This is a genomic window from Ruegeria sp. CG1, assembly GCF_056537265.1.
This window is the reverse complement of the sequence record NZ_JBQFRF010000001.1, coordinates 646,058-670,345: the sequence shown is the minus strand read 5'-3', so window position 1 is coordinate 670,345 and position 24,288 is coordinate 646,058. Positions and strand designations below refer to the sequence as shown.

Below are 24,288 nucleotides of genomic sequence, written 5' to 3'. Positions count from 1 at the left end.
GACGTCCAGTCAACACTGCTTTACCCAATCGCTCCAGACTTCTTTTGCGCGATCGGTATAGGCCTTGTAGCGGTCCTTGCGGCCTCGGCGCCCCCCCTTCAGGCCGTCGACCGGACGAAACAGACCGAAATTCACGTTCATCGGCTGGAAGGTCTTGGCTTCGGCGCCGCCCGTGATGTGGTGGATCAATGCGCCCATCGCACTGTCTTGCGGTACGTCGGGAAGGGATCGGCCTAGTATTTCGGCAGCGGCCAAACGGCCTGCCAAAAGGCCCATCGCTGCGCTTTCCACATACCCTTCCACCCCCGTGATTTGCCCCGCAAAACGAATATTTGGCCTAGACTTGAGCCGCATCTGCGCGTCCAGCAAAGTCGGAGAGTTGATGAAAGTGTTGCGGTGAATGCCACCCAATCGCGCAAAGCTGGCATTTTCCAGACCCGGTATCATACGAAATACCTCGGTCTGCGCTCCGTATTTCATCTTGGTTTGAAAACCGACGATGTTGAACAACGTGCCCAAGGCATTGTCGCGCCGCAATTGGACGACGGCATAAGGTTTTACGTCCGGTTGATGCGGATTTGTCAGGCCAACAGGTTTCATCGGGCCATGGCGTAAAGTTTCACGACCGCGCTCGGCCATAACCTCGATCGGCAGACAGCCGTCGAAATAACCAGCGGTCTCTCCCTCGTGGAATTCGGTCTTATCTGCAGCCAGCAGCGCATCAATGAAGGCTTCGTGCTGATCACGATCCATCGGACAGTTGAGGTAGGCGGTACGCTCTTCCTCAGTCTCGCCCTTATCGTAGCGTGACTGCATCCAGGCTTTGCTCATATCAATGCTGTCTGCATAGACGATGGGGGCGATCGCGTCGAAAAAGGCCAGCGCCTCGGCACCAGTTTCTGCGCGAATGGCTTCCCCCAATGCGGGCGAGGTCAACGGCCCGGTTGCAAAGATCCACTTTCCGTCTTGGGGTAGACTGGTTACTTCTTCCGCTGAGACCGAGACCCGTGGATGGGCCTTCAGCTTGGCAGTTACGGCTTCGGCAAAAGGATCACGGTCAACCGCAAGCGCGCCACCCGCAGGCAGGCGATGGCTATCTGCGGTCGTCATGATCAACCCGTTTGCCGCGCGCATTTCCCAATGCAGCAAGCCGACTGCGTTCTGTTCATCATCATCCGATCGGAATGAGTTCGAACACACCATCTCGGCCAGATTGCCGGTCTGGTGTGCAAACGTGCCCACATTAGGACGCATTTCGTGGATCACAACATCCACGCCCATTTCCGCTGCCTGCCAGGCGGCCTCGGACCCGGCCATGCCGCCGCCCACGATATGCAATGTCTCTGTCATGTGCTGCCAAATAGGGCAGAGCAGCGCCATGCGCAATGCGCAGTAATCGCTTTAGTTCTGAGGGGGATTCTTGGGGTCGCCGCTGCGGGAATGTCAACGCCGGTGAGAGAAACCAGCTTGGAGGGACCTTCCGCCCACGGCGACCCAAAAGTATGGTCAGGCCTTGGCCTTGACCCAGCTTTGCCACAGTGTCGCCCTTTTGAAAAGTGAAAAAATGCGAACAGTCGGCAAAAATGTATTAAATAATTGCGTTACTGGTGCCAATCAGGCGGGCGCTTTTCGATAAAGGCACTAATTCCTTCCTCAGTATTCCGGTCCATCATATTCTGTGCCATTACCTCGGCGGTATAATCGTACGCCTGATCAGTCCGCATTGTAATCTGTTGATAAAAAGCGGTTTTACCGACTTTCACCGCACTGCTGAGCTTGCCTGCCAACTTCTCGGCCAACGCATTGGTTTCATCTTCCAACAAGTTCTCGGGAACCGCTCGATTGATCAGACCTAGCTCAGCCGCGCGTTCGGCGGTGATAAAATCACCGGTCGTGAGCATTTCAAACGCCTGTTTCCGCGGTATATTCCGGCTGAGAGCCACCATCGGAGTGGAGCAGAACAAGCCGATATTGACACCATTTACGCCGAACCGTGTACCCTCGGCCGCGATTGCCAGGTCACAGGTTGCTACAAGCTGACACCCTGCGGCAGTGGCGATCCCGTGCGCTTGGGCGATCACGGGTTGGGGCAGGGACTGAATGGACATCATCATCTTGGCACATCGGTCGAACAGATCCTGAAAATAGGAAAGCCCACCATCGGGTGCCTGCCGCCCCTGGGTCATCTGTTTCAGATCGTGCCCCGCGCAAAACGCTTTCCCCGCACCGGAAAGAACAACAACACGAATCGACTTGTCTTCGCGCAGCGCATCGAACTCTGCCTGCAGGGCCGCCAGCATTTCATCGCTGAGGGCGTTCAACCGCTCAGGCGCGTTCATTCGAAGCCGTGCAATCGCACCTGTATCGTTACGTTCCAGAATTGCCATCTTGCCCTCCCGCTGGCGTTCAGGCCAACTCTAGGCGGGCAGAGCGACGAGGGGAAGCATGTCATTAGCACTGAATAAACAAGAGTTGACGGAATACCTGGCGCAGGTGTTTCCACAGGTTCATAATGACTTTGTCGTCGAGGATCTGACAGAAGCCAACATCACCATGCGCCTGAGGGTCGAAGACCGTCACCTGCGCCCCGGAGGCACAGTATCTGGTCCATCCATGTTCGGGCTGGCCGATGTCAGTGTATATGCAATGGTTTTGGCGCGGAAAGGTCGGCAATCTCTGGCTGTCACGACCAACAGTTCTCTGGATTTCTTGCGCAAGCCCGAAGGCGGGGCGGACCTGATTGCTGAGTGTAGGTTGTTGAAATTAGGTCGAACACTAGCTGTCGGGGATGTGCTGATTTACTCGGAAGGCTCTGACAAGCCCGTCGCGCGGGCCAGCATGACCTATTCGCTTCCTCCAGAAGGCTCAGCCGCTGCTGCCTTTGGGTAAAAAGGGCCGGGGATAAACCCCGGCCAGGAAGAGGTCCCTTAGATGGGACTGGGGATAGTCTATTTCATCCAGAAATAGCGGCTGACTTCTGCATCTGCCCGATGGCGGGTCAGCCCGACATCGCGGAGCAGCCTGTCATCCAGCTTACCTAAGTTTACCCGGCTGCGGCGGCGTTGTTCCCATTGTGTGACCGACGCCGCAAACCGCACGGCCAGCGCGGCGATCAGCGGCAGCCGGGGGCTGTCGTTCAGCAGCAAGAGGGCGGGGTTGTGCATTGCGCGTGTCATCTTGGGTATCCTTTCATATTGTATTGACACAAAGTAAAAATATTCGGTACACTGCTTTGATACATTCAGCATTGTGTCGAAATCAAAGGAAGAATTGTAATGGATACAATTTGGCCAGAGGCGTTACCGAAATCCAAAGGTCCAAAATATACTCTGGTCGCTGACACGATCCGAAAAGCGATAGAAAACAAAACACTGGAGGTTGGAAAGAAACTGCCTCCGGTGCGTGAGTTAGCGTATCGATTAAAGATTACACCAGGCACTGTCGCGCGCGCCTATACGATCCTGACCGATGAAGGTTTGCTACAAGCCGAGGTCGGGCGTGGTACATTTGTAGCCCCGCCGAGATCGCCCATTCTGGATGATGTCTGGTCGCGGCAGCTACATCTGAGGGACGACAAATATGAATCCAATGTCAGCCTGTTCAGCCCACGCTTGCCGGATGTGGGGCAGGTGACATTAATCCGCGAATGCCTTGAAAAGGTTGCAAAAGGCGATCCGCGGATGTTTATGAACTATCCGACCCGAGATGCCTACCTACCCGTGCGCCAGGTTGTGGCCGACTGGTTGTCAGATCTTCCTCTGGGCTCAATTAATGCAGATGACATTGTACTGACACATGGTGGGCAAAGTGGCATTTGCGTTGTGTTCCAGACCGTTCTGAAAGATCCGAAACCCATCGTGTTGGTTGAGGACTTGTCTTATGCCGGGTTCAGACGGGCAGGTGAGTTGATGCGCGCCGAGGTTGTCGGGGTAAAAATGGACAAATGGGGCATAAGCCCCGATGCGCTGGACCACATTCTCAGGCAAACGAAGGCGCAGGCGATCTGCGTCTCACCCGAAGTGCAGAACCCAACGGGCGGGCATTCACCGTTGGAGCGGCGCAAAGAAGTTGTCGAGATTGCGCGAAAGCATGAATTACAGATCATCGAAGACGATTGCTATCGCATGGGCGAGGCCCGCGCGCCCAGCTATCGTGCTTTGGCACCCGAACGGGGCTGGCATGTTTCGTCAATTTCGAAAACTCTCACACCAGCATTACGGGTAGGTTTCGCCATCGCACCGAAAGAGCAGAGCGTCGATCTGCGGCGTTCTGCAGAATACGGGTATTTCGGGCTCGCCCAGCCTTTGGCTGAGTTGACGCGGTTGCTGTTGGGACATCCAGAGGCGAGGCAACTTGCAAAAAACGTTCGCTCCAAGATGGGCGAATATGTACGTGTGGCGGTAAACGCCCTGGGTGGCTTCGATCTAAACTGGGATTCTGAGATTCCCTTCGTCTGGCTTCATCTGCCTTCCGGTTGGCGGTCTGCTGCGTTCAGCCGGGCGGCCGAGCGGGAAGGTATTCAGCTGCGATCGGCCGATGAATTCGCGCTGCGGGATGGTCGCGCGCCAAATGCCGTTCGTATAGCGGTGAATGGGCATGTCTCGCTTGAGAAGTTCGAAGACGCCATGCTGCGTCTGCGCGCATTGCTGGACAACCCGCCCGAGCAAATAAGCGTCTAGTACCTATTGCAATGGGGCAGGGTCGCCAAAAAAGCCCGCCAAATGTGCAATCTTGCCATCGACATCGAGACGAATGAAATCATGCCCGGTAACCATAATGGACCCATCGGAAGCAATCATATGCCAGGTGAAGTGGACCACATCATGGTGTGAATTCGGCTCACTGGTCAGCTCAACTCGGCCCTTTGTATCACTCAGAACCGCTCCGATATGGGCATTGAGTTGATCTCTGCCGGAAACTTCTGCAGTTGGATCGACGTAACGACCAGTTTGTGCAAAACACTGCTCAAGAAAGCTCAGTCGCCTTTCGGGATCGGTCGACTGCCATGCCGCACCATAGGCAGCGATAACCTGTTCCAATTCTTGCATAGCCACCTCCGACATTGGATGATCTTGGTTGAGTCTAGCTTAACTAAGCTACGCAAAATTGGATATGCCGAAGAAATTTTGGGGTAAAATAATACCTATTTTATAAGTTATTGTTATTGATAGATATATTATACTTTGCCTGTATTGACCTGCATAACTAGTAGGTCTAAACCCCCTCCATCGAATTCGGGCCGCTCCGCCAAGGGGCGGTCTTTCACATCAAACAGGACTATCCTGCCATGAAAACCTTTTCTGCAACACCTGCAGACATCGACAAGAAATGGATCCTGATCGACGCCGAGGGCGTTGTTCTGGGCCGTCTTGCCTCGATCGTCGCCATGCGCCTGCGTGGCAAGCACAAAGCGTCGTTCACACCCAACATGGACATGGGCGACAATGTCATCGTGATCAACGCTGACAAAATCCAGATGACCGGCAAGAAGCGCGAAGAGAACTTCTACTGGCACACTGGCCACCCGGGCGGCATCAAGTCGCGCACCAAGCAGCAGATCCTCGAGGGTGCACACCCCGAGCGCGTCGTGACCCAAGCGGTCAAGCGCATGCTGCCGGGCAACCGTCTGGCGCGTCAGCAGATGACCAACCTGCGCGTTTACGCAGGTGCCGAGCATCCTCATGAGGCGCAAGCGCCCGAAGTTCTGGACGTTAAGTCCATGAACAAGAAAAACACCCGGAGCTAATGACCGATGGCTGATCAGATCAATACTCTCGAAGAGCTGAGCGCCGTCGCAGGCGTTGAAACCGTGGCCGAAGAAGTCATCGTACGTGAACCCGTACGTGACGAGCTGGGTCGTTCCTACGCCACCGGCAAGCGTAAAGACGCTGTTGCCCGCGTTTGGATCAAGCCGGGTTCCGGCAAGGTCACCGTGAACGGAAAGGATCAGGACAAGTATTTTGCGCGTCCCGTTCTGCAGCTGATCCTGCGCCAGCCGTTCCAGGTTGCTGGTGTGGAAGGTGAGTTCGACGTTGTTGCAACCGTCAAAGGTGGTGGCCTGACCGGTCAGGCCGGTGCGGTCAAGCACGGCATCTCGAAAGCGCTGCAACTGTACGATCCCAACCTGCGTGGCGCTCTGAAAGCCGCAGGCTTCCTGACCCGCGACAGCCGCGTTGTGGAACGTAAGAAATACGGTAAGCGCAAAGCGCGTCGTTCGTTCCAGTTCTCGAAGCGTTAATCGCTACGGATACCGAATTGGAAAGGGCTCGCAACTGCGAGCCCTTTTTCCTTGGTCGGTTTATTCTTCGTAAACCAGTTTCCACGCACCATTTTCGACGACGCTGACAAACACAGAGTCAGCACCCTGATGGTCATCGGGCCCATATGTGATCTGGTTGCCGACCAACTCATCCATGTAATCCAGAGATTCCATCGCGGCAATGAAGCTATCATGCGTCAGATCAGGACCTGCAGCTTCAAGTGCTTTGACCATCATCTCGGCCGCTGAATAGCCCAGCATTGAAAATCCGACCGGGTCTTCGCCCGTAGCCTCTTTGTATTCAGCAATAAATGCTGCCGGGGCGGGCTCTTCGGCGCGCGCCCAGAGATCCAGCCATGAGGCCGCCGCATAGAAACCGTCGGTCACACCACCGGGCACCTGCGCCACCACGGTTAGGAAGCTGGCAGAGGTGCCGAGGAACTTCATGTCGGTCAGGCCCATTTTCTTGGCCGTTCCAACAACAGTGATTGCCTGACGCACGCCGAGCGCCATCGTGACGATGTCACAACCTTCTTCTTTAAGCTTGCTCAAGGACCCCACGAAATCCGTCTCGTCCGGTTTATGGGTGGTCTCAGCGCCGAAAGTGATGCCAGCCTCTTCGGCTCCCGCTTTGCTGCCTTCCAGAATTTCCTCACCGAAATCAGTAGGCAGGTACATGGTGCAAACGGTTTGCGATCCAAATTCACCGTTCAGATACTTCACCCCAATCCGAGCTTGATCGTAATAGGTCGAGAACGAGGTGAACTTGTTCTTCATCGGCTCTTGCAGCATTTGCCGCGCGGCGGTCAGAGGTGCGACGTTGGGAATACCTTTCGGATCCAGCAGCTTGAACCCAGCAACATTCATCGGCGTACCCAGCGACTGCAACATCGCGAAAACCTTGTCACGGTTCAGCAGCTTGTTATAGCCCTGCATCGCGCGTGGCATCTGATAGCCGTTATCCTCGACGACAAAGCGGATCTTGCGGCCATGCACGCCACCCTCGGCGTTGACGCGATCAAAGACCACATTTGCGCCTTTGGTGGCCGGAACGCCCACAGCAGCGAAGATGCCGCTGAGGTCGTTGACTGAGCCAATGACGATCTCGTCATCTGTCACGCCTTGTGTTTGCGCCCAGCTGATCGTGGCAGATGCAGTCAATGCCGTCGCTGCGGCAAGGCCCTTAAATAAGTGTTTCATACTTCTCCTCCCTGTTGGGTCGCCCCTTAACTAATTGTACATATCTTCAATGAGATGTGCGTGTTTCTTTTCCACCAGACCACGTTTGAGTTTCATCGTCGCCGTCAGCTCCTCATCTTCGGCAGTGAGCAACACGTCGATCAGCCGGAAATCCTTGATCTGTTCGACCCGCGCAAAGTCCTTATTAACCGCTGCGATTTCCTCGCCGATCAGCTCCGTCACTTCGGAAGCAGCACAAAGGGAAGAAAAGTTCGAAAAGGGGATCTTGCGCTCTTGTGCGAATTTCTCGACATTTTCCTGATCGATCATGATTAGCGCCGTCAAATACTTGCGCCGATCCCCGATGATCACCGCGTCCGAGATATACTGGCTGAACTTCAACCCGCTCTCGATCTCTGCGGGCGTGACGTTCTTACCGCCCGCAGTAATGATGATGTCCTTGAGGCGCCCTGTGATGGTGACAAAGCCTTCCTCGTCGATATGCCCCATATCCCCAGTGCGCAGCCAACCGTCGCAGGTGAAGCTTTCGGCTGTTTTGGCATTGTTGCGCCAGTAGCCCTGAAAGACGTTCAGGCCTTTGACCTGAATTTCTCCGTCTTCCGCGATGCGCAGGTCGTTGCCAGGAACAGGTTTTCCAATGGTGCCGATCTTGTTGGCCTCAAGCGTGTTCAGCGCTGCTATGCCGGCGGTTTCAGTCATACCGAAGCCCTCGACAATGGGCACACCAATTGCCCAATACCACCTGAGCAAATCGGGAGAGATCGGCGCTGCACCAGAGCCGCCTCGGCGGAGACGATCTAAGCCCAGCATCCGGCGCAGGTTGCGCAGAACAAGCCGATCCCAAAGCCAGAACTGCATAGCGATCGGTGCTGGAACAGGTTTGCCTGCAAGGATAAATTCGGCCCGCGCCATTCCAGACTTGAGCGCCTGTGCAAAGGCGAAGCGCCCTGTGGGCGTTGCTTCTTTCGCCATGAACATGACCTGCGAGTAGATCTTCTCCCACACGCGCGGGACGGCAGTGAAGGTGGCGGGAGAGACCTCTTGCAGGTTGGAGAACACTGTCTCGGGGCTTTCAGCGAAATTCACAGTAGTCTTCATCGCAAGCGGGTAGTAGATCGACACGTCGCGTTCGAGGATATGACAGAGCGGCAGAAAACATAGCTGTTCGTCGGTTGATTGGGAGGGCAGGGAATGCGCCCCTGCCTCAATCGCGGCCATGATGTTCTCATGGCTTAGCATGGCGCCTTTGGGATTACCGGTGGTACCTGACGTATATATGAGCAGGGCGGTGTCTTGTGACGTGGTTTCAGCGATTTCTGCTTCGAATGCGCCGGGTTCATCGACCTCAGCCTGCTGCCCCAGAGCATACAAGTCCTCGATCATCATGCAACGCGGATGATCCAGGTCGTGCAGGCCTTCATCCTCAAGGATAATGACCTTGAGCAGATCGGACAGATCCGCCTCGACTTCGAGGAACTTGTCCAACTGCTCTTCATCTTCAACGATCAGAAACCGGCTGCCACTGTCATTGATCAGGTATTTTAACTGGCTGGCCGAATCTGTGGTGTAGACGCCCGAAGCAATCCCTCCAACACACTGGATGCCCATGTCGAACCACGCCCATTCCTTGCGGTCTTCGGACAGGATCGAGACAACCTCGCCACGTTGCAGACCCAGCTTGCGCAGGGCCAGCCCGATCCATTTGGCGTGTTGCCAGTAGTCGGCCCATGAGTAGGATTTCCAGATGCCGAAGTCCTTCTCGCGATGCGCCGTACGCGGTCCCAGTTCGGCACAGCGTTTCTGGAATAACTCGCATATCGTGACACAGCCATCGACTCGCAGGGGTCTCTGACCTGGCGTAGCGTTGAACTGCACACCGTTGATACTGGTCTGAGGGGGCAGGGGGCTTGCGTCCATCCAGCTCACCTCCACGTCTTTTTGCGTTTCCAGCGTCGGTTTTCTCGCGCGCCTTCTTCCTGAACGCCCAGATAAAAGTTCTGAATGTCCTCGGATTGCAGCAAGGTTTCAGCCGCACCATCCATAACGATCCGTCCGATCTCCATTACATAGCCATGATGGGCGAGTTCCAGTGCCGCATTGGCGTTCTGCTCGACCAGCATCATTGTCATGCTCTGTTCGTCATTCAGGCGTTTGAGAATGCCAAAAATCTCTTGCACCAGCAGCGGCGATAGGCCCAGCGAGGGCTCATCCAGCAGCATGATACGCGGGTTAGCCATCAGGCCGCGCCCAATCGCCAGCATCTGCTGTTGCCCGCCGGACAGAGTGCCAGCCTCTTGATTGCGGCGGTCTTTCAGCACAGGAAAGTAGGAAAATACCAGATCGCGGTCATGATCGATCTGTCCTTTATCCGACAGGGTATAAGCCCCAAGGTTCAGGTTCTCGTCGACGGTCAAAAGTGGAAAGACCTCGCGTCCCTCGGGCACATGGACGATGCCTTTTTGCACGACCTTGTGAGGTTCCGATCCCTGTATTTGCTGACCGTCAAATGTGATTGAACCTTTTTCGGGATCCATCACGCCTGAGATTGTTTTCATCAGCGTTGTCTTGCCCGCGCCATTTGCGCCCAGGATTGAAACGACCTGCCCTCGATGCACGTCCAATGACACGCCACGAATGGCCATGATCGGGCCATAAAAGCTTTCAACATTGCGAATGCTAAGGATCGGTTGGTTCATGAAGCTTTGCCCAAATAGGCCTCTACCACAGCAGGATGAGATTGAACTTCGGCTGGGGTTCCAAGGGCAAGCTTCGCTCCGTCGGCCATGGCAAGAACCCGGTCGGATACGCCCGAGACCAGACCCATATCATGCTCTACCATAAGCACGGTAATGCCCATCTGACGCCGGATGTCATCGATCCACCAACGCATATCTGTGGTCTCTTCCACCGATAAGCCCGAGGCGGGTTCGTCCAACAGCAGGAGTTTTGGATCGGTGGCCAACGCTCGAGCGACTTCGACCACCTTACGCACGCCATAGGGTAAGCCCGAGATCATCTTGTCACGAAAGGCCTGGAGGTCGAGGAAGTCGATGATCTCTTCAACCTTTTCTCGGTTCTCGATCTCCTGCTGTCGTGCAGAGGGCGAGAACAGAATTTCCGAGATCAGATTGGTTTTGCGGTGCCGGTGGCGCCCGACCAGGAGGTTCTGCAAAACGGTCGCATGTTCGAACAGTTCAATGTTCTGGAATGTCCGCGCGACGCCATAGGCCGCGACACCCGAGGGCTTGATACGCAGCAGATCATGCCCGTCAAAGTGGATCGCCCCTGCATAAGGATCATAGAAGCGCGAAATCAGGTTGAAGACCGTTGATTTGCCGGCGCCGTTGGGACCGACGATGGCGAACACCTCACCTTCTTGCACGTTGAAGGACAGATCATCCACAGCAGTCAGACCGCCGAATTTCAGGGTAACGTTTTCAAACTCCAGCAAGCTCATCTCAGACGCTCCGTCTTGAGATAGGACTTTTGTCTTTTGAACATGTCCTTGCGGTAGAAGGGGAACAGTTCGAACCACGTCCGGATTTTTAGCCATCGACCATACAGACCCATCGGTTCGAACAGGATGAAGGCGATCAGGATCATGCCAAAGATGCCGAATTCGAGCCCCGGAATGGCGACCGTATTACCACCAAACAGGGCTGCTGCGTATTCCTTTGAAATCGACAAAAACTGCGGCAGGAAACCGATCACGATTGCGCCCAAAAACGCGCCATGGATTGAGCCCAGACCTCCGATAACGATCATCATCAGCAATTGGATGGAAATTACGACACTGAAGGTCTCGTTATTGAACGCCCCAGAGAACATACCCATCAAAGCGCCTGCTAGTCCGGTGACGGCGCAGGAGAGGGCGAAAGAGATCGTCTTGGTGCGCGCGATATCCACACCCATCGCCTGCGCTGAGACCTCAGAGTCTCGTACGGCGATGAAGCTGCGGCCCAAGGGCGCGCGCAATAGGTTGATATAGCCCAGTGTCACGATAACGGCGACGGCCAGCACCAGCCAGAAAAACGGGGCCGGGGTGGCCCAACGATCGACCAGATGTCCGAAGATTTCGACACCACCCAGATATTTACCCGCGACACCTCCGGTGACGGGTTCGGCCAGAACGATGATGTCGTCCATGAGCACAGACAGAGCCAGGGTGAAGATCGCAAGATAGATGCCATGCAAGCGCAGCGCAGGGATGGCGACGGTTGCTCCGACGATGCCGGTCAACAGACCCGCCAGAGGGAAAGCGATGAGGAATGGTACTCCAGCCTCGATCAGGATAACATTGGCATAGCACCCAACGGCCAGAAAGGCGGCATGGCCAAGGCTGGCCTGCCCGGTATGGCCGGTTAGGATCATCAAGCCCAAACCTGCGATGGCCCAGATCAGGACATTGGTCAGTTCTCCAAGATAGAAATCATCCAGCCACCACGGCGCAGCGGCTACGACCGCCAACAGGATCAGATAGAGGCTAAGCTGATAGCCATCCTTCCACGGGCGAATGTCCTGCATATAGTTTGTTTTGAAAACAATCCGCATGCGATCAGACCTTCTTGACCCGCACCTGGCTGAACAGCCCATGCGGTCGAAAGATCAGAACTGCCAGCAACAGCGCATAAGGCGCGATCTGACTGTACCCGGCTGCGATATAGCGGCTAGCGAAGGGCTCGATTACGCCGACGATTAGCCCGCCGGCCAAAGCGCCGGGCAGGCTGCCGAACCCGCCGATCACAGCTGCTGCAAATGCCTTGATCCCCAGAAGCCCAGTTGTGGGATCGACCGAGCCTTTGGCCGCGAACAAAATTCCGGCAATCCCGGCGACAACTCCGGCCAATGCCCAGATTAAGCCCTGAACCCGCTTGACCGGGATCCCCATGTAATATGCCGCCAACTGGTTTTGAGACGCACCTTGCATGGCAAGCCCCAGCTTGGTCTTGCTGAAGAACACATAAAGACCCCAGGTCAGTAGGACGGTGACAACAATCACGGCCACGTCCTCCATCCCCAGCACAAGACCACCGAACCGGATTTCCTTACCAGCCAATGGGTTCTGCAGCGTTTGCGGCTCGTGCCCCCAGATCAGACCAGCTGCAAACCTGATCACAAAGCCCAAGGCGATGGTTAGGATCACCACGGCAGTCTGACTTTCGCCAAAGACGCGGCGGATGATCAGCCGATCGATCAGATACCCAAGTGCGCCCATAATCCCCAGTGAAATCGGTAGCGCCAGCCAGAAGGGCAGCCCCATATATTCCGTATTCGTAAGGCCAATGGTGACAAACGCACCCAGCATCATGAAATCGCCCTGCGCAAAATTCACTGCCTCGGTGGCTTTGTAAATCAGTACAAAGCCAAGGGCGATCAGGCCGTAGACACAACCATTCGCCAGCCCGCTAATCAGCAGCTGTGCGTTATCCAATCTCACCCTCCCTAAGCCGGTTAAGTCCGGCGCTTTGTTCTACTATGGAGTGATTATCACCTTCCCGTCACTCTTTTTCAGAGCATCCGCCAGATTTGGCAGCACTTCTCGTAGCGAAAGCCGTGCGGAAACATCTGTGCGCCAGCGCCCATCTGCAAATCGCGCCTGCACTTCGCTGACAACTCGCATTTGATCAGCCGGGGGGGTGTCCATCATCCAGCGGGTCAGCCAGAAACCCTCGATCCGTTTGCTCATGAAGATCAACTGGCCCATCTGAGTCAACTTCGGCATTTCCGAACTGAGTTTCCCATAGCAAACCCACCGCGCGCCATTGGGCATCGCGCAGAACACCTGCTCTGACAGTTGGTCGGAAACCGCGTCGAGAAAAACACGAGGTTTCAGATCTGCACTGATCGTGGCAAACCGCGTCGGCGCATCCGTATCGCTGGTCACGACCACCTCTGCCGCACCCAGGCCTTTTAACATCTCGACCGTTTCGGCGCGCCGCACCAGAGCGATCGGTTTCAACCCAAGATCCCGTCCAAGGCTGCACATCAACTTACCAAGCTGGCTGGTGGCGGCAGAGACCACAAAAGCCTCGCCCTCAGCCCGTGCGATATCCACCATCGCCATTGCGGTTAGCGGGTTTACGATCTGCGCCGCCCCGTCTTCATCCGAGATTTCGGGGCGCAAGGGGATACACATCTGGGCCTGCGTCACAACATACTCGGCCCAGGCACCAGAGCCTGCTGCCACAAAGGCCACGCGCTGATCCAGCAGGGCGTCAGCGCCGGTACCGGTGGCAACAACATCTCCGCACCCCTCGAACCCTGCTGCGGCGCCTTTGACCCGCGGCTGACCATATTCCCCTTTGATAAAATGGATATCTGAAGGATTCACCGAGGCAGTGCGCACTTTGATCAACACTTGTCCCGCCTTTGGGACAGGTACAGGCAGTTCAGCCTCCGCTAACCAGTCCGAGGCATTCTCCAGCGTCGGTCCCGTGGCTGTGCCGGAATATCCGTCCTGCGTCTGAACAACGGCAAACATGGTGTCGGGCAGGGTGGTCATCGTTCGATCCTTCTTTGATGCGAGTTCAGCACGAGGCCTTCATCGTCACAATGTAACACACTGACAAAAGGTTTTATTTTTTCAAAACAATCTCAAGAAAGCAATCAAACACGGTGAGCTATGTCAATTGGGTAATGCCGTAAAGTGACGCAAATTAAGTCGCATCCCGACCGGGTGAACCAGCCCTCTTGGGGCTGGTTCTAGAATTGATCACTGCTGCGTCATCAGATTGCGCAGATCCTGTATCTTCGCGACAACCAGCTCAGGCGACGCTTTGATCTCGTCGAGGATCTTCATAACCTGTGTTTTGATGTCCTGAGACAAGGCGCTTTCCTGAACTGACGTGACGATTGCGTCATAGTCGAAATTCTGCGCGGTCAGCATGCCGTCCTGAACCCACGAGTTGAACAGTTCCTGTCCCTGACCGGCAAGCGCTGCGACCTGATCGCCAGCTGCTGAGGCTGCATCATTGGCCTGCTCGGTCAAAGATGTAGCAGCGTCGCTGGCCTGTTCCGATACCGAAGATGCAGCTTCCGAGGCCTGATCCGCAATCGAGGACGCAGCCTCGGATGCTTGTTCAGTCGCCGCCTCAACGGCATTAGCAGCGCCCTCTTGTATTGCCGAGGCTGCTTCACCAACCGCCTCTGAGGCATCTTCAGCCGCCGATTGCAACTGCTCGGCAGGGGTTGGTTCAGGTTTTGTGGCGAAATAGTAAGCGCCTCCGCCGATAACGGCGATGGCTACGATAAGTAAAAGACGCGACATTGGATGTCTCCTTCAAATGATGTGTCGCTCAGATGGGGTTAAGGTACGTTAAAGCAAAGGGGAAAACACGTGAGTTTGCAGCATATTGCGGGTTTGAGCCACACTGCGCTGATTGACACTGCAGGCAGTGGCAACATCATGCCATCCATTGCAGGAATCGCAACACAAGCAAAGAAACAGCCTTGAAGGATGAATTGATTTATGGCGGAGAGACAGGGATTCGAACCCTGGGTGGGCTTGCACTCACAACGATTTCCGAGACCGTGTTCTACATCAAAACAGAAGTCCTTGCATTAAGAGACAAGGGCTTTGTGGCGGCAAGATGGGCAGGTTCGGCACAGAAAGCGGGCAGGGGTGTCACAAGAAAGCATTAAAGTGATTTATGGTGAGTGACCTATGTCAGCGGTTGCCGAACGCCCATTGAAGATCCTTAGGGCGGAACCGGAATTTTTTGTTACCACTCCGCGTGACTTTCTAACACCAAATCTTTTTCGCTCGAAACAGTAGGCTAGGAAAGTAAAGCATTCCAGACGGCACACGTTTCTTGTGTCATTTCAATCAAATGTTCCGCGAAGAACCTCGCGATCAACTTAATGGTGAGTACGGTAACAGTATTCCGCTCCGAGGCTAATCCAGTCAACGAGGTGGTGCCTGCCCGTGCATCCAGACAAAGCTATTATGGCGACCGTTACGCGAGAGTATAGTGTCCAGTGAATCTGGGCCGCGTGCCAACGACCATACAGGTTATTGGGAAATCGATGCCATGACACAGGTCAAAGCTCTCGCAGGTGTTGCGCTCTTTACCGTTATTGGACCGACAACGGGCAGCAATCTGAACAAAGGCGATAGAAGCTCGGGAAAACGCTCCATGCTTGCTATCTACCTGTATTGACGTTGTTTTGGTGTGAGCACCCAAAAATAGTTTCTTCTTCACAATAGCTTGACGATCTGAAGCCACCTTTGAAACCGCCCCATGTGCCCACGGCGGCGGCATTCCAGATGAAATATCCCTTACGCAAAACCTGTTGTTTGTTGACCTTCCAGCGCGGGAACCGGGCATACAGCCCAAATGAGTCGTAGAGCAAGAATACACGCTTGGGATGGCAGGCATGAAACCGAACAGGGATAGAAAGGCTGTTACGCGACGCGGAGTGATTGCCGCGTTTGCTGCGACAACTCTTTTTCCAGCACCGGCCGTTTGGGCCCAATCGATGACAACCGAAGGGGCGCGCCGCAATGTTTCTTCATTCCGCGTTGCTAAATGGCAGGATCACTTTGATACGCTTAAGAATGGTGTGATCCTGTCCGATACACAGTCCAAGGTCCTGCAATATTGGTCAGAAGACGAGAGCGTCTATCGGATGTATCCAACCAGCGTGCCGCTGACGGAAGACCTTACAAGGCTGGGCTACACCACAGTAACTCGCAAGGTTGAGGGGCCATCTTGGCGACCGACACCAGCAATGAAAAAGCGCAACCCCGCTTGGCCCGACTATGTGGGCCCGGGTCCGGAGAATCCTCTGGGGACACATGCACTTTATTTGAGCTGGCAATACTACCGGATCCACGGCACCAACGACACACGCAAGATCGGAAGAAGATCCTCCAATGGCTGCATCGGCTTGTACAATGAGCAGATCGCGGACTTGTTCGAACTGGCCACCGTGGGCACGCAGGTAAAACTGATCTGACCATGGTCAAGTCGGCTTTTCTGGACAGGTGCTTAAGCTCGGTAACTGACAACGACGTGAAATAGTAAAATGGATAAACTTACACTCATGATAGGCGGTGTGGCGATCGCAGGTGCCGTCGCAATCGTCTACAATCTAAATCAGCAACCAGCTGGCCATTCGATGACGACACCTGATACGTCGACGCTGGCGTCGGGAGACCCAATCCAAAACGTCAATCTACCGGACCAGCTAAGCGAATTTGCGGCCGTCGGCAAAGTGGCATTCGACGCAAAATGCTCGGCGTGCCATGGCGGGAATGCAACTGGTCTGGAGGGCCTTGCACCACCATTGGTGCATAAAATCTATGAACCAAGCCACCATTCGGACGAGGCATTTTACGTGGCCGTCCAGAATGGTGTTCGGGCACACCATTGGAAGTTCGGTAACATGCCGCCGGTCGATGGTTTGACCCGCGCGGATGTGAAGGGCATCGTGGCGTACATAAGAGAGTTGCAGCAAGAAAACGGGATTTTCTGAAGGTGACGAGTCGAGTGGGCACAGCAATTCGTTGCTCCATCCTGTCAATTGCGCTGGCTATTGGCGGGCTACTTGTAACGGCCGATTCTGCTCATGCACATGGCGGTGATTCACCGCATGTGATTGACCAGACCGACTCTGCGGACGTCGAACATGTCAAGCAGGGTCATCCCGGGCATTGTCATGGCGGAGCGATCTGCAACGCTGTTGGACTATTTTTGATGGGTCCAACACCGCCTGGTCCCCAAGGCACGGAACGAAGATACTCGATACCTCGAGCTCAATACCGGGTTCTTAGTATTATCGCGTTTGACCCACCACCGCCGCGTGTCCTGATCTGACGAGTCGAATTGCGCTCAAGATGGGCGCGTCGAAGCAGACGAAAAGGACAAATAAATGAACTTTCTAAAAATGACTACAGGCGTGGCCCTGGTTTCTCTATTTGCGGCGGCCGCCTTAGCGCATGGTGGCGCAACCGGCGTCGTCAAAGAACGCATGGACGGTATGTCCGCGATGAAGGACAGCATGAAGGTCCTTACACCGATGATGCAGGGGAAAACGCCCTACAATGCGCAAACGGTACGAAGCGAAGCCAAGAAAATCGGAAGCCACGCCGGTGAGAGCATGACTAAGCTGTTTCCAGAGGGATCTGATGGCAAACCCTCGGAGGCCAAATCGCAAATCTGGCAGGATTGGGGTTCCTTTACAGAAATAGCCAGACAGTTGGAAATCTACTCAAAAGGCCTTGCGCTTTCGGCAGACAACGGGCTGATGGCGTCCGGATCGGGTCATGGTTCCGGCATGATGGGCGGCAAATCCATGATGGGAGGTGGTTCCATGATGGGAGGTGGTTCCATGATGGGCAGCGGGATGATGGCTGGCAGTCCAAACTTAGCACAGCTGTCTGAAATGCCGGCAGATGGTGTGTTCATGATGCTGAGCCAGACATGCTCGGCGTGTCACACGCGATTTCGGTCGGAATAGGAATGCATCATGAAGCCGATAATACGGTTGGGTCTTGCTACCGCCGTTACGGCGTCAGCAGGGTTTGTTGCTGTGATGGCTTGGCCGATTGGCCAGCCCTTACAAGCTCTCGACATTCAAGGTGACGTTAACCGCGGGGCGTATCTGGCAAGGGCAAGCGGCTGTATCGCCTGCCACACAGACTTTGCCAAAGGAGGTGAGCCCTTGGCCGGTGGGGTGGAGTTGGATACCCCGTTCGGCACGCTCTTTTCGCCGAACTTGACCACAGATCCCGATCACGGGATCGGTGATTGGACCATCGAGGAATTTGCCCGCGCTGTGCGTCAGGGTGTGTCGCCAGACGGGCAGCCCTACTACCCGGCCTTTCCTTATCCGTTTTATGCGAATTTCACGGATCAGGACATCGCCGATCTCTGGGCCGCCTGGAAAACGGTTGCACCGGTAGCGGAACCGTCAAAAGAGCAGGAAATGGTGTTCCCCTTCAATCAGAGATGGGGACTGAAGCTGTGGCGGGCGGCATTTTTGGAACCGCCGCGGACCGATCCCGTGCCGGGCAATGATGATGTATGGAACCGGGGCCGGTTACTCGTTGAAGGTGCCACGCATTGTGCCGCCTGTCACACCGGGAGGAACCTGGCTGGCGCAAGAAATTCGGACACGGAACACTTCAAGGGAAGTGACTCGCTGCCAGGCGGTGACAAGGCACCGGCCATCGACTTTGAGACCCTGCAAAAGCGTGGTTGGACGGTAGATGATTTGGCCTATGCGTTGCGCACCGGTGTCATGCCTGATGGCGATGTCTTCGGGGGCGCCATGGGAGAGGTCGTAAACTATGGCACCAGCTTTCTGACAGACGATGACCGGAAGGCAATGGCGACCTATCTGCTGGATGTACACGAGGGGGGATAATTCAGTGAGAGATCAAGTATTCTTTGGAAGGAAGTCCTAATGAAGCTCAATCGCAGGCAATTTGTTGCAGGCACGTCGGCACTAATCGCAGTGCCGACTATCGGGAGGGCGGCTACCGCCCCCCGAATAATCGAGGCGCGTTCAGGATTGGCGCGTGTTGCCCCCGACAACTATCCGGAGACCGAGATATGGGGATATGATGGCGGTGTTCCGGGCCCTGAAATTCGAGCCCGGCAAGGCGAAACGGTTCGCCGGACACTCCTGAACTCGCTACCTCAGCCTACAGCAATCCATTGGCACGGATTGCGGGGTCCGAACAATATGGACGGGGTGCCGGGCCTTACGCAGGAGGCTGTACCAACCGGCGGCAAATATCAGTATGACTTGCATCTGAAGGACGCGGGGACCTTCTGGTATCACTCTCACAACCAGTCAACGGAACAAGTGGCCAGGGGCCTTTACGGCGCGTTCATCGTCGACGAAACGGACCCGCCGGACACGGACCATGACATCACGATCCTTCTGGATGATTGGCGGTTGGGTAAGGACGCTCAAATAGTAGATGATTTTGGTGCAATGCATGATTGGACCCATGCAGGTCGGATGGGAAACTACGTTCACGCGCGCATATCGCCAATGACCGAAGTTTTGACGAACCAGCGATTGCGAATTCGAATGGTCAACGTGGCAACTGATCGGATCATGTATGTGTCAGTAGGTGGCGCAAACGGGAAACTGGTCGCTTATGATGGCATGCCTGTAAGGCAGCCAGAAGATTTCGAAACACTTGTTTTCGGACCTGCACAGCGAGCAGACTTGATCGTCGACGTCACAGCGGAATCGAACGAAGCCGTTCAAATAACTCTTCACGAACGCGATGAATCATTTGTTATCGCTGAGATCCCGGTTTCGGGAAGCGGTACATCTGCCAGCCGCGGTGAGATCGAAGCTCTGCCACCCAACCCTGTTTCTTTTCTTGAAGATGTTTCTGACGCCTTAAAGGTTCCATTGGTGATGGAAGGCGGGGCGATGGGCGGACTGCGTCAAGGTACTTACAACGGCCAAGTCATGAGCGCTAATGAGTTGGTTCAGGAAGGACAGATCTGGACATTCAACGGAGTCGCAGGGTTACCCGAAGACCCGCTCGCTTCTGTTTCGCGTGGCGACATAGTCCGTATTCAGATGCAGAACGACACTGTCTTTGCGCATGCCATGCACTTGCACGGGACGCACTTTCAGGAAGTTCTGCCGAACGGGAGCCTGGGACCGCTGCGAGACACAATACTGGTTGACCGGATGGAAACGCGGGAGATTGCGTTCGTTGCGGATAACCCGGGGGACTGGCTGTTTCATTGCCACATGCTGTCGCATCAGGCCGCTGGAATGAAGACCTGGCTGAGCGTGGCGTGATGAACAAGAGTGCGGCGAAATGGGTGTCACTAGCTGCTGTGGTGATCATTGTCGCGGTCGCTGGCTGGGGCCTGAGCGGGCGCGCACAAAACGGTGCATCAGCGGATTCGGCACGTGGTGCAGTTTTGTACGCCGAAAACTGCGCGTCATGCCACGGGGCAAGTCTGGAGGGTCAACCAGATTGGCAGACACCTGATCCAGATGGCGTCTTGCGAGCTCCCCCGCATGACCGAACAGGGCACACTTGGCATCACGGCGACAAGCTGTTGTTCGATTATACAAAGCTTGGCGGGTACCAAACACTAAAACAGATGGGCGTCGCTGATGTCAAAAGCGGTATGCCAGGTTTCGAGGACACTCTGTCGGATCAGGAAATCTGGGACATCCTTGCCTTCATCAAGGAGAGTTGGCCGGATCGGGAACGCAAGCTGCAAGAGCAGCGCACCGAGGCAGAACAAACGGAAGGAAACTGACGTGAAACGATTTTTTGCAGGCTTAATTGCCATCACTATGTCGATTGGTGCTGCTATGGCGAGTGCTGACGAATTGTCTGACTCCGATGTAAAACGGCTGGCTCTGGAAGCCATTATGGAAAACCCCGAAATCATCATGCAGGCGATTCAATTGCTTCAACAGCGCGAAGATCAGGCAAAAGCCGAAGCCATTGGAAACGTCTTGGAAAATCAGCGTGAATTGCTGGAACAGGATCCGAATGCGCCTGTCATCGGAAACCCGGAAGGTGGTGTAACCGTAGTCGAGTTTTTTGACTATAACTGCCCATATTGCAAACGCGCGGCCCCGGTCGTGAAAAACGTAATCGCAGGCGATTCCGATGTCCGAGTTGTTTACCGAGAATGGCCCATACTCGGAGAAGGTTCCGACTTCGCGGCACGCGCCGCGCTTGCCTCACGTAATCAGGGAAAATATGAAGAATTTCATTGGGCGCTTATGGCTCTGAACGGTCGTGCCACTGAGGCCAGTGTCCTGAAAGTTGTTCGGGAACTTGGCCTGGACGAGGATCAATTGCGCGCAGACATGGAGGCGCCGGAAGTCGACGCGCATATCCAGGTGTCCATGGAATTGGCCCGGCAGCTTGGCTTCAGTGGCACCCCTTCGTTTGTGATTGGAGATGCGCTTGCCCCGGGTCTGATCGCCGAAGATGAAATGACCCGGCTAATCGAGGCAGTCAGAGACGCAAGATAGAACTAAGGGACGACAGCATGTGCGCCCCTAAGCTTCTGTTGCGAACGTGGCTTCGTATCCCTCGGACTCTGAGCTGCAAGGATATGATCAAGTTGATTGGTGCTTAAGACACGTACCCTGCGGTTTTTCATGTCAAAGTCCAACTGTGCGGAGGAACTTACTGTGTCAATGGCTTTGTCTATAGCTGACTTGCGGTGCCCGCAGTTCATATCCGGGATACTTAGCGTCGTCATGAATGATGAGAAAGAAAGTCAGCCTCATCCCTTGACCTTCCACTTGCTGGAACCCTTATGTTGCCCGTCAGCAGAACATACGTGGTGACAATATGACTGAAAATTCACATGCGCGGTTCCAGGTTCAGGGTATGAGCTGTGCTTCCTGCGTTGGGCGCGTCGAGCGCGCATTGAAAGATGTGCCAGGGGTAGATGCCGCTTCGGTTAATCTCGCCAGTGAAAGCGTTCAGGTCGATTTCCGCGATCCAGCCGATAAAGCGGCCATTGCTGATGCGTTAAACCGCGCCGGATATCCGGCGCGGACCGCAGAGGTAACGCTGGATATTCAGAACATGTCCTGCGCATCCTGTGTAGGGCGCGTTGAACGAGCCCTGGAAGCCGATGGCGGCGTCTTGTCCGCGTCGGTCAATCTGGCCACTGAAAGTGCAACTGTGCGTTTTGCTGAGGGAGTCACAACACCCGAAGCAATCGCGGCGCTTGCGGCATCTGCCGGCTATCCGGCGAGCCTGCGATCCGCAACGCAGACCGAACCACAAGACCGCAAAGCGGCAGAGATCAGCCATCTGGCGCGGCGAACAAGCTTCGCCGCTTTGCTCGCTTTGCCGGTATTCATTCTCGAAATGGGCTCGCATGTTATTCCGGGCATGCACCACCTGATAGCGAGCACCATCGGCATCCAGAACAGCTATTACCTGCAATTCCTTCTGACCACGATCGTTCTTTTGGGGCCAGGCTTGCAGTTCTACACCAAGGGATTCCCTTCCTTGGTCAAAGGCGCGCCGGACATGAATTCTCTGGTGGCCCTGGGCACTTCGGCGGCCTATGGGTTCTCGCTTATCTCGACCTTTGCGCCGCATATTCTTCCTGCCGGAACCGCAAATGTCTACTACGAGGCCGCAGCGGTAATCGTGGTTCTTATATTGCTTGGGCGGTTCCTCGAGGCGCGCGCCAAGGGCCGAACGGGTGAAGCGATCCGAAAACTGGTCGGTCTGCAGGCAAAAACAGCACGAGTTGAGCGCGACGGATCGGTTGTCGAGCTACCGATTGAGCAGATCGTTGTAGGGGATATTGTGCACGTTCGACCGGGCGAAAAAATCGCGGTGGATGGTGCCGTAATGACCGGCGCGTCATATGTCGATGAAAGCATGATCACCGGAGAGCCGGTTCCCGTCGAAAAAACCGAGGGCGCAACTGTGGTCGGGGGGACCGTAAATGGCGCAGGTGCATTGACGTACCGTGCTGAAAAGATCGGCGCAGACACTATGTTGGCCCAGATCATTCAGATGGTCGAACAAGCACAGGGTGCCAAACTTCCGATTCAAGGCCTGGTCGACCGCATCACGCTGTGGTTTGTGCCGGTAGTGATCGCAGTGGCCGTTGTGACAGTGCTGGTATGGATGTTGTTCGGACCCGATCCCGCGCTTAGCCTGGCGTTGGTGGCCGGGGTTGCGGTACTGATCATTGCTTGCCCCTGCGCCATGGGGTTGGCAACACCTACTTCCATCATGGTCGGCACTGGCCGCGCTGCCGAGATGGGCGTCCTGTTCCGAAAGGGCGATGCCTTGCAAATGCTGCAGGAAACCACCGTTGTTGCGGTGGACAAGACGGGCACCCTGACCGAAGGGCGTCCGGAGCTGACCGACCTGATTGTGGCCGAAGGAATGACCGAAGACGAGGTTCTGCACCTTGTTGCTGCCGTTGAGGTCACTTCAGAACATCCAATCGCCACAGCCATCGTGCGCGCGGCAGAAACCCGTGGTCTGGAGCTTTCCAAGCCAGAAGACTTCACGTCGATCACCGGTTACGGGGTAAGCGCCTCAGTTGAAGGCCATAAAATCCTGATCGGGGCCGACCGCTTGATGAGCCGCGAAGGGGTAGAAATGGGCGCGTTGTCTGATCGGGGCGCTGAACTCGCAATCAACGGAAAGACTCCACTTTATGCTGCCGTAGACGGGGCTCTCGCGGCCGTAATCGCTGTGGCGGACCCAATCAAAACCACCACGCCGGACGCAATCGAAGCTCTGCACGGGCTGGGCCTGAAAGTAGCGATGATCACCGGTGACAATGCCGCTACTGCCAAATCCATTGCGGCGCAGCTTGGCATCGATCATGTCGTGGCTGAAGTTCTGCCCGAGGGTAAAGTATCCGCGTTACAGGATTTGCGTTCAAATGGCGGAAAACTGGCCTTTGTGGGTGATGGCATCAATGATGCGCCTGCTTTGGCGGCAGCTGAGGTAGGAATTGCGATCGGGACAGGCACTGACATTGCCATCGAAGCGGCTGACGTCGTTCTGATGTCAGGCGACCTGACGGGCGTGGTCAATGCCTTCGATATTAGTCAGCGCACCATGCGTAACATCCGCCAAAACCTGTTCTGGGCGTTCGGCTACAACACACTGCTCATACCGGTTGCGGCAGGGGTGCTTTATCCGTTTGGCGGCCCGCTGCTATCGCCGGTTTTGGCCGCAGGTGCCATGGCTCTCTCCAGTGTATTTGTCCTGACCAATGCGCTGCGGTTGCGCTGGGTAAAGCCGATCAAAGTTGGGCGAGAACAGATCTCGCAGAACACCGAGCAGACGCTGCGTTCAGCGCCTGCTGGATAGAATAGGAGAA

Annotated in this window: 24 protein-coding genes and 1 pseudogene; 13 read left to right on the top strand and 12 right to left on the bottom strand. The window is 55.3% G+C overall.

Going from position 1 to position 24,288, the window contains the following annotated elements; all coding sequences use genetic code 11:
• Window positions 1-9: 9 nt before the first annotated feature.
• A complete protein-coding gene (trmFO, locus tag ACR0AU_RS03390) occupies window positions 10-1,350 on the bottom strand; it encodes a methylenetetrahydrofolate--tRNA-(uracil(54)-C(5))-methyltransferase (FADH(2)-oxidizing) TrmFO (protein WP_170405674.1) in 1,341 nt (446 codons plus the stop codon).
• A 251-nt stretch (window positions 1,351-1,601) separates the two neighbouring features.
• Window positions 1,602-2,396, bottom strand: a pseudogene (locus tag ACR0AU_RS03385) (enoyl-CoA hydratase); the annotation flags it as partial.
• 49 nt (window positions 2,397-2,445) lie between these two features.
• Between ACR0AU_RS03385 and ACR0AU_RS03380 the strand changes: the two are divergent.
• Entirely contained in the window at window positions 2,446-2,889 is a 444-nt protein-coding gene (locus tag ACR0AU_RS03380; RefSeq protein WP_170510386.1) for a PaaI family thioesterase, read from the top strand.
• 59 nt (window positions 2,890-2,948) lie between these two features.
• Here the strand turns inward: ACR0AU_RS03380 and ACR0AU_RS03375 are convergent, their stop codons facing one another.
• A complete protein-coding gene (locus tag ACR0AU_RS03375) occupies window positions 2,949-3,176 on the bottom strand; it encodes a YjiS-like domain-containing protein (RefSeq protein ID WP_170393113.1) in 228 nt (75 codons plus the stop codon).
• A 99-nt stretch (window positions 3,177-3,275) separates the two neighbouring features.
• On the opposite strand from ACR0AU_RS03375, the gene ACR0AU_RS03370 reads away from it, so the two are divergent.
• On the top strand, window positions 3,276-4,679 hold the full coding sequence (locus tag ACR0AU_RS03370) for an aminotransferase-like domain-containing protein (RefSeq protein WP_170610589.1): 1,404 nt from the start codon (window positions 3,276-3,278) through the stop codon (window positions 4,677-4,679).
• A 3-nt stretch (window positions 4,680-4,682) separates the two neighbouring features.
• Here ACR0AU_RS03370 and ACR0AU_RS03365 read toward each other — a convergent pair whose 3' ends face one another.
• Window positions 4,683-5,048, bottom strand: a complete 366-nt coding sequence (locus ACR0AU_RS03365) for a nuclear transport factor 2 family protein (RefSeq protein ID WP_480795262.1) — start codon at window positions 5,046-5,048, stop codon at window positions 4,683-4,685.
• A gap of 239 nt (window positions 5,049-5,287) precedes the next feature.
• Here ACR0AU_RS03365 and rplM point away from each other — a divergent pair, with 239 nt between their 5' ends.
• On the top strand, window positions 5,288-5,746 hold the full coding sequence (rplM, locus tag ACR0AU_RS03360) for a 50S ribosomal protein L13 (RefSeq protein WP_039536983.1): 459 nt from the start codon (window positions 5,288-5,290) through the stop codon (window positions 5,744-5,746).
• Window positions 5,747-5,752: 6 nt separating this feature from the next.
• On the top strand, window positions 5,753-6,238 hold the full coding sequence (rpsI, locus tag ACR0AU_RS03355; protein ID WP_010440030.1) for a 30S ribosomal protein S9: 486 nt from the start codon (window positions 5,753-5,755) through the stop codon (window positions 6,236-6,238).
• Between the two features lie 60 nt (window positions 6,239-6,298).
• On the opposite strand, the gene ACR0AU_RS03350 is transcribed toward rpsI, so the two are convergent.
• From ACR0AU_RS03350 to ACR0AU_RS03315, 8 genes are all read right to left on the bottom strand, one after another.
• Window positions 6,299-7,459 (bottom strand): ABC transporter substrate-binding protein, encoded by a 1,161-nt coding sequence (locus ACR0AU_RS03350; protein WP_170393109.1) that lies wholly within the window; start codon window positions 7,457-7,459, stop codon window positions 6,299-6,301.
• Between the two features lie 30 nt (window positions 7,460-7,489).
• Window positions 7,490-9,376, bottom strand: coding sequence for an AMP-dependent synthetase/ligase (locus ACR0AU_RS03345; protein ID WP_480569677.1), 1,887 nt, complete (start codon window positions 9,374-9,376; stop codon window positions 7,490-7,492).
• 5 nt (window positions 9,377-9,381) lie between these two features.
• A complete protein-coding gene (locus ACR0AU_RS03340; RefSeq protein ID WP_170405694.1) occupies window positions 9,382-10,155 on the bottom strand; it encodes an ABC transporter ATP-binding protein in 774 nt (257 codons plus the stop codon).
• Entirely contained in the window at window positions 10,152-10,916 is a 765-nt protein-coding gene (locus ACR0AU_RS03335) for an ABC transporter ATP-binding protein (RefSeq protein WP_170732179.1), read from the bottom strand. The genes ACR0AU_RS03340 and ACR0AU_RS03335 overlap by 4 nt, the downstream gene beginning before the upstream one ends.
• Window positions 10,913-12,010, bottom strand: coding sequence for a branched-chain amino acid ABC transporter permease (locus tag ACR0AU_RS03330; protein ID WP_170421566.1), 1,098 nt, complete (start codon window positions 12,008-12,010; stop codon window positions 10,913-10,915). The genes ACR0AU_RS03335 and ACR0AU_RS03330 overlap by 4 nt, the downstream gene beginning before the upstream one ends.
• Before the next feature lie 4 nt (window positions 12,011-12,014).
• Window positions 12,015-12,890, bottom strand: a complete 876-nt coding sequence (locus ACR0AU_RS03325; RefSeq protein WP_170393104.1) for a branched-chain amino acid ABC transporter permease — start codon at window positions 12,888-12,890, stop codon at window positions 12,015-12,017.
• Window positions 12,891-12,932: 42 nt separating this feature from the next.
• Window positions 12,933-13,961, bottom strand: a complete 1,029-nt coding sequence (locus tag ACR0AU_RS03320; RefSeq protein ID WP_170610605.1) for a zinc-binding dehydrogenase — start codon at window positions 13,959-13,961, stop codon at window positions 12,933-12,935.
• Window positions 13,962-14,171: 210 nt separating this feature from the next.
• The gene (locus tag ACR0AU_RS03315) at window positions 14,172-14,726 is read right to left on the bottom strand and encodes a hypothetical protein (protein WP_170421572.1); all 555 of its coding nucleotides are present in this window, start codon (window positions 14,724-14,726) and stop codon (window positions 14,172-14,174) included.
• Window positions 14,727-14,908: 182 nt separating this feature from the next.
• On the opposite strand from ACR0AU_RS03315, the gene ACR0AU_RS03310 reads away from it, so the two are divergent.
• From ACR0AU_RS03310 to ACR0AU_RS03270, 9 genes are all read left to right on the top strand, one after another.
• A complete protein-coding gene (locus tag ACR0AU_RS03310) occupies window positions 14,909-15,100 on the top strand; it encodes a hypothetical protein (protein ID WP_170732183.1) in 192 nt (63 codons plus the stop codon).
• A 726-nt stretch (window positions 15,101-15,826) separates the two neighbouring features.
• Entirely contained in the window at window positions 15,827-16,417 is a 591-nt protein-coding gene (locus tag ACR0AU_RS03305) for a L,D-transpeptidase (protein WP_170732186.1), read from the top strand.
• A gap of 69 nt (window positions 16,418-16,486) precedes the next feature.
• Window positions 16,487-16,936 (top strand): c-type cytochrome, encoded by a 450-nt coding sequence (locus ACR0AU_RS03300; protein ID WP_170392477.1) that lies wholly within the window; start codon window positions 16,487-16,489, stop codon window positions 16,934-16,936.
• A gap of 396 nt (window positions 16,937-17,332) precedes the next feature.
• Complete coding sequence (locus ACR0AU_RS03295) at window positions 17,333-17,920, top strand: cytochrome c (protein WP_170732187.1); 588 nt, start codon at window positions 17,333-17,335, stop codon at window positions 17,918-17,920.
• A gap of 9 nt (window positions 17,921-17,929) precedes the next feature.
• Window positions 17,930-18,829, top strand: coding sequence for a c-type cytochrome (locus tag ACR0AU_RS03290; protein WP_480795261.1), 900 nt, complete (start codon window positions 17,930-17,932; stop codon window positions 18,827-18,829).
• Window positions 18,830-18,868: 39 nt separating this feature from the next.
• Window positions 18,869-20,239 carry a multicopper oxidase family protein gene (locus tag ACR0AU_RS03285; protein WP_480795260.1) on the top strand — a complete coding sequence of 457 codons (1,371 nt, stop codon included), beginning with the start codon at window positions 18,869-18,871 and terminating at the stop codon, window positions 20,237-20,239.
• Complete coding sequence (locus tag ACR0AU_RS03280; RefSeq protein WP_170509961.1) at window positions 20,239-20,712, top strand: c-type cytochrome; 474 nt, start codon at window positions 20,239-20,241, stop codon at window positions 20,710-20,712. The genes ACR0AU_RS03285 and ACR0AU_RS03280 overlap by 1 nt, the downstream gene beginning before the upstream one ends.
• 1 nt (window position 20,713) lies before the next feature.
• Complete coding sequence (locus ACR0AU_RS03275; RefSeq protein ID WP_480795259.1) at window positions 20,714-21,442, top strand: DsbA family protein; 729 nt, start codon at window positions 20,714-20,716, stop codon at window positions 21,440-21,442.
• 325 nt (window positions 21,443-21,767) lie between these two features.
• Window positions 21,768-24,278, top strand: coding sequence for a heavy metal translocating P-type ATPase (locus ACR0AU_RS03270; protein ID WP_480795258.1), 2,511 nt, complete (start codon window positions 21,768-21,770; stop codon window positions 24,276-24,278).
• The last annotated feature ends 10 nt before the right edge of the window (window positions 24,279-24,288 follow it).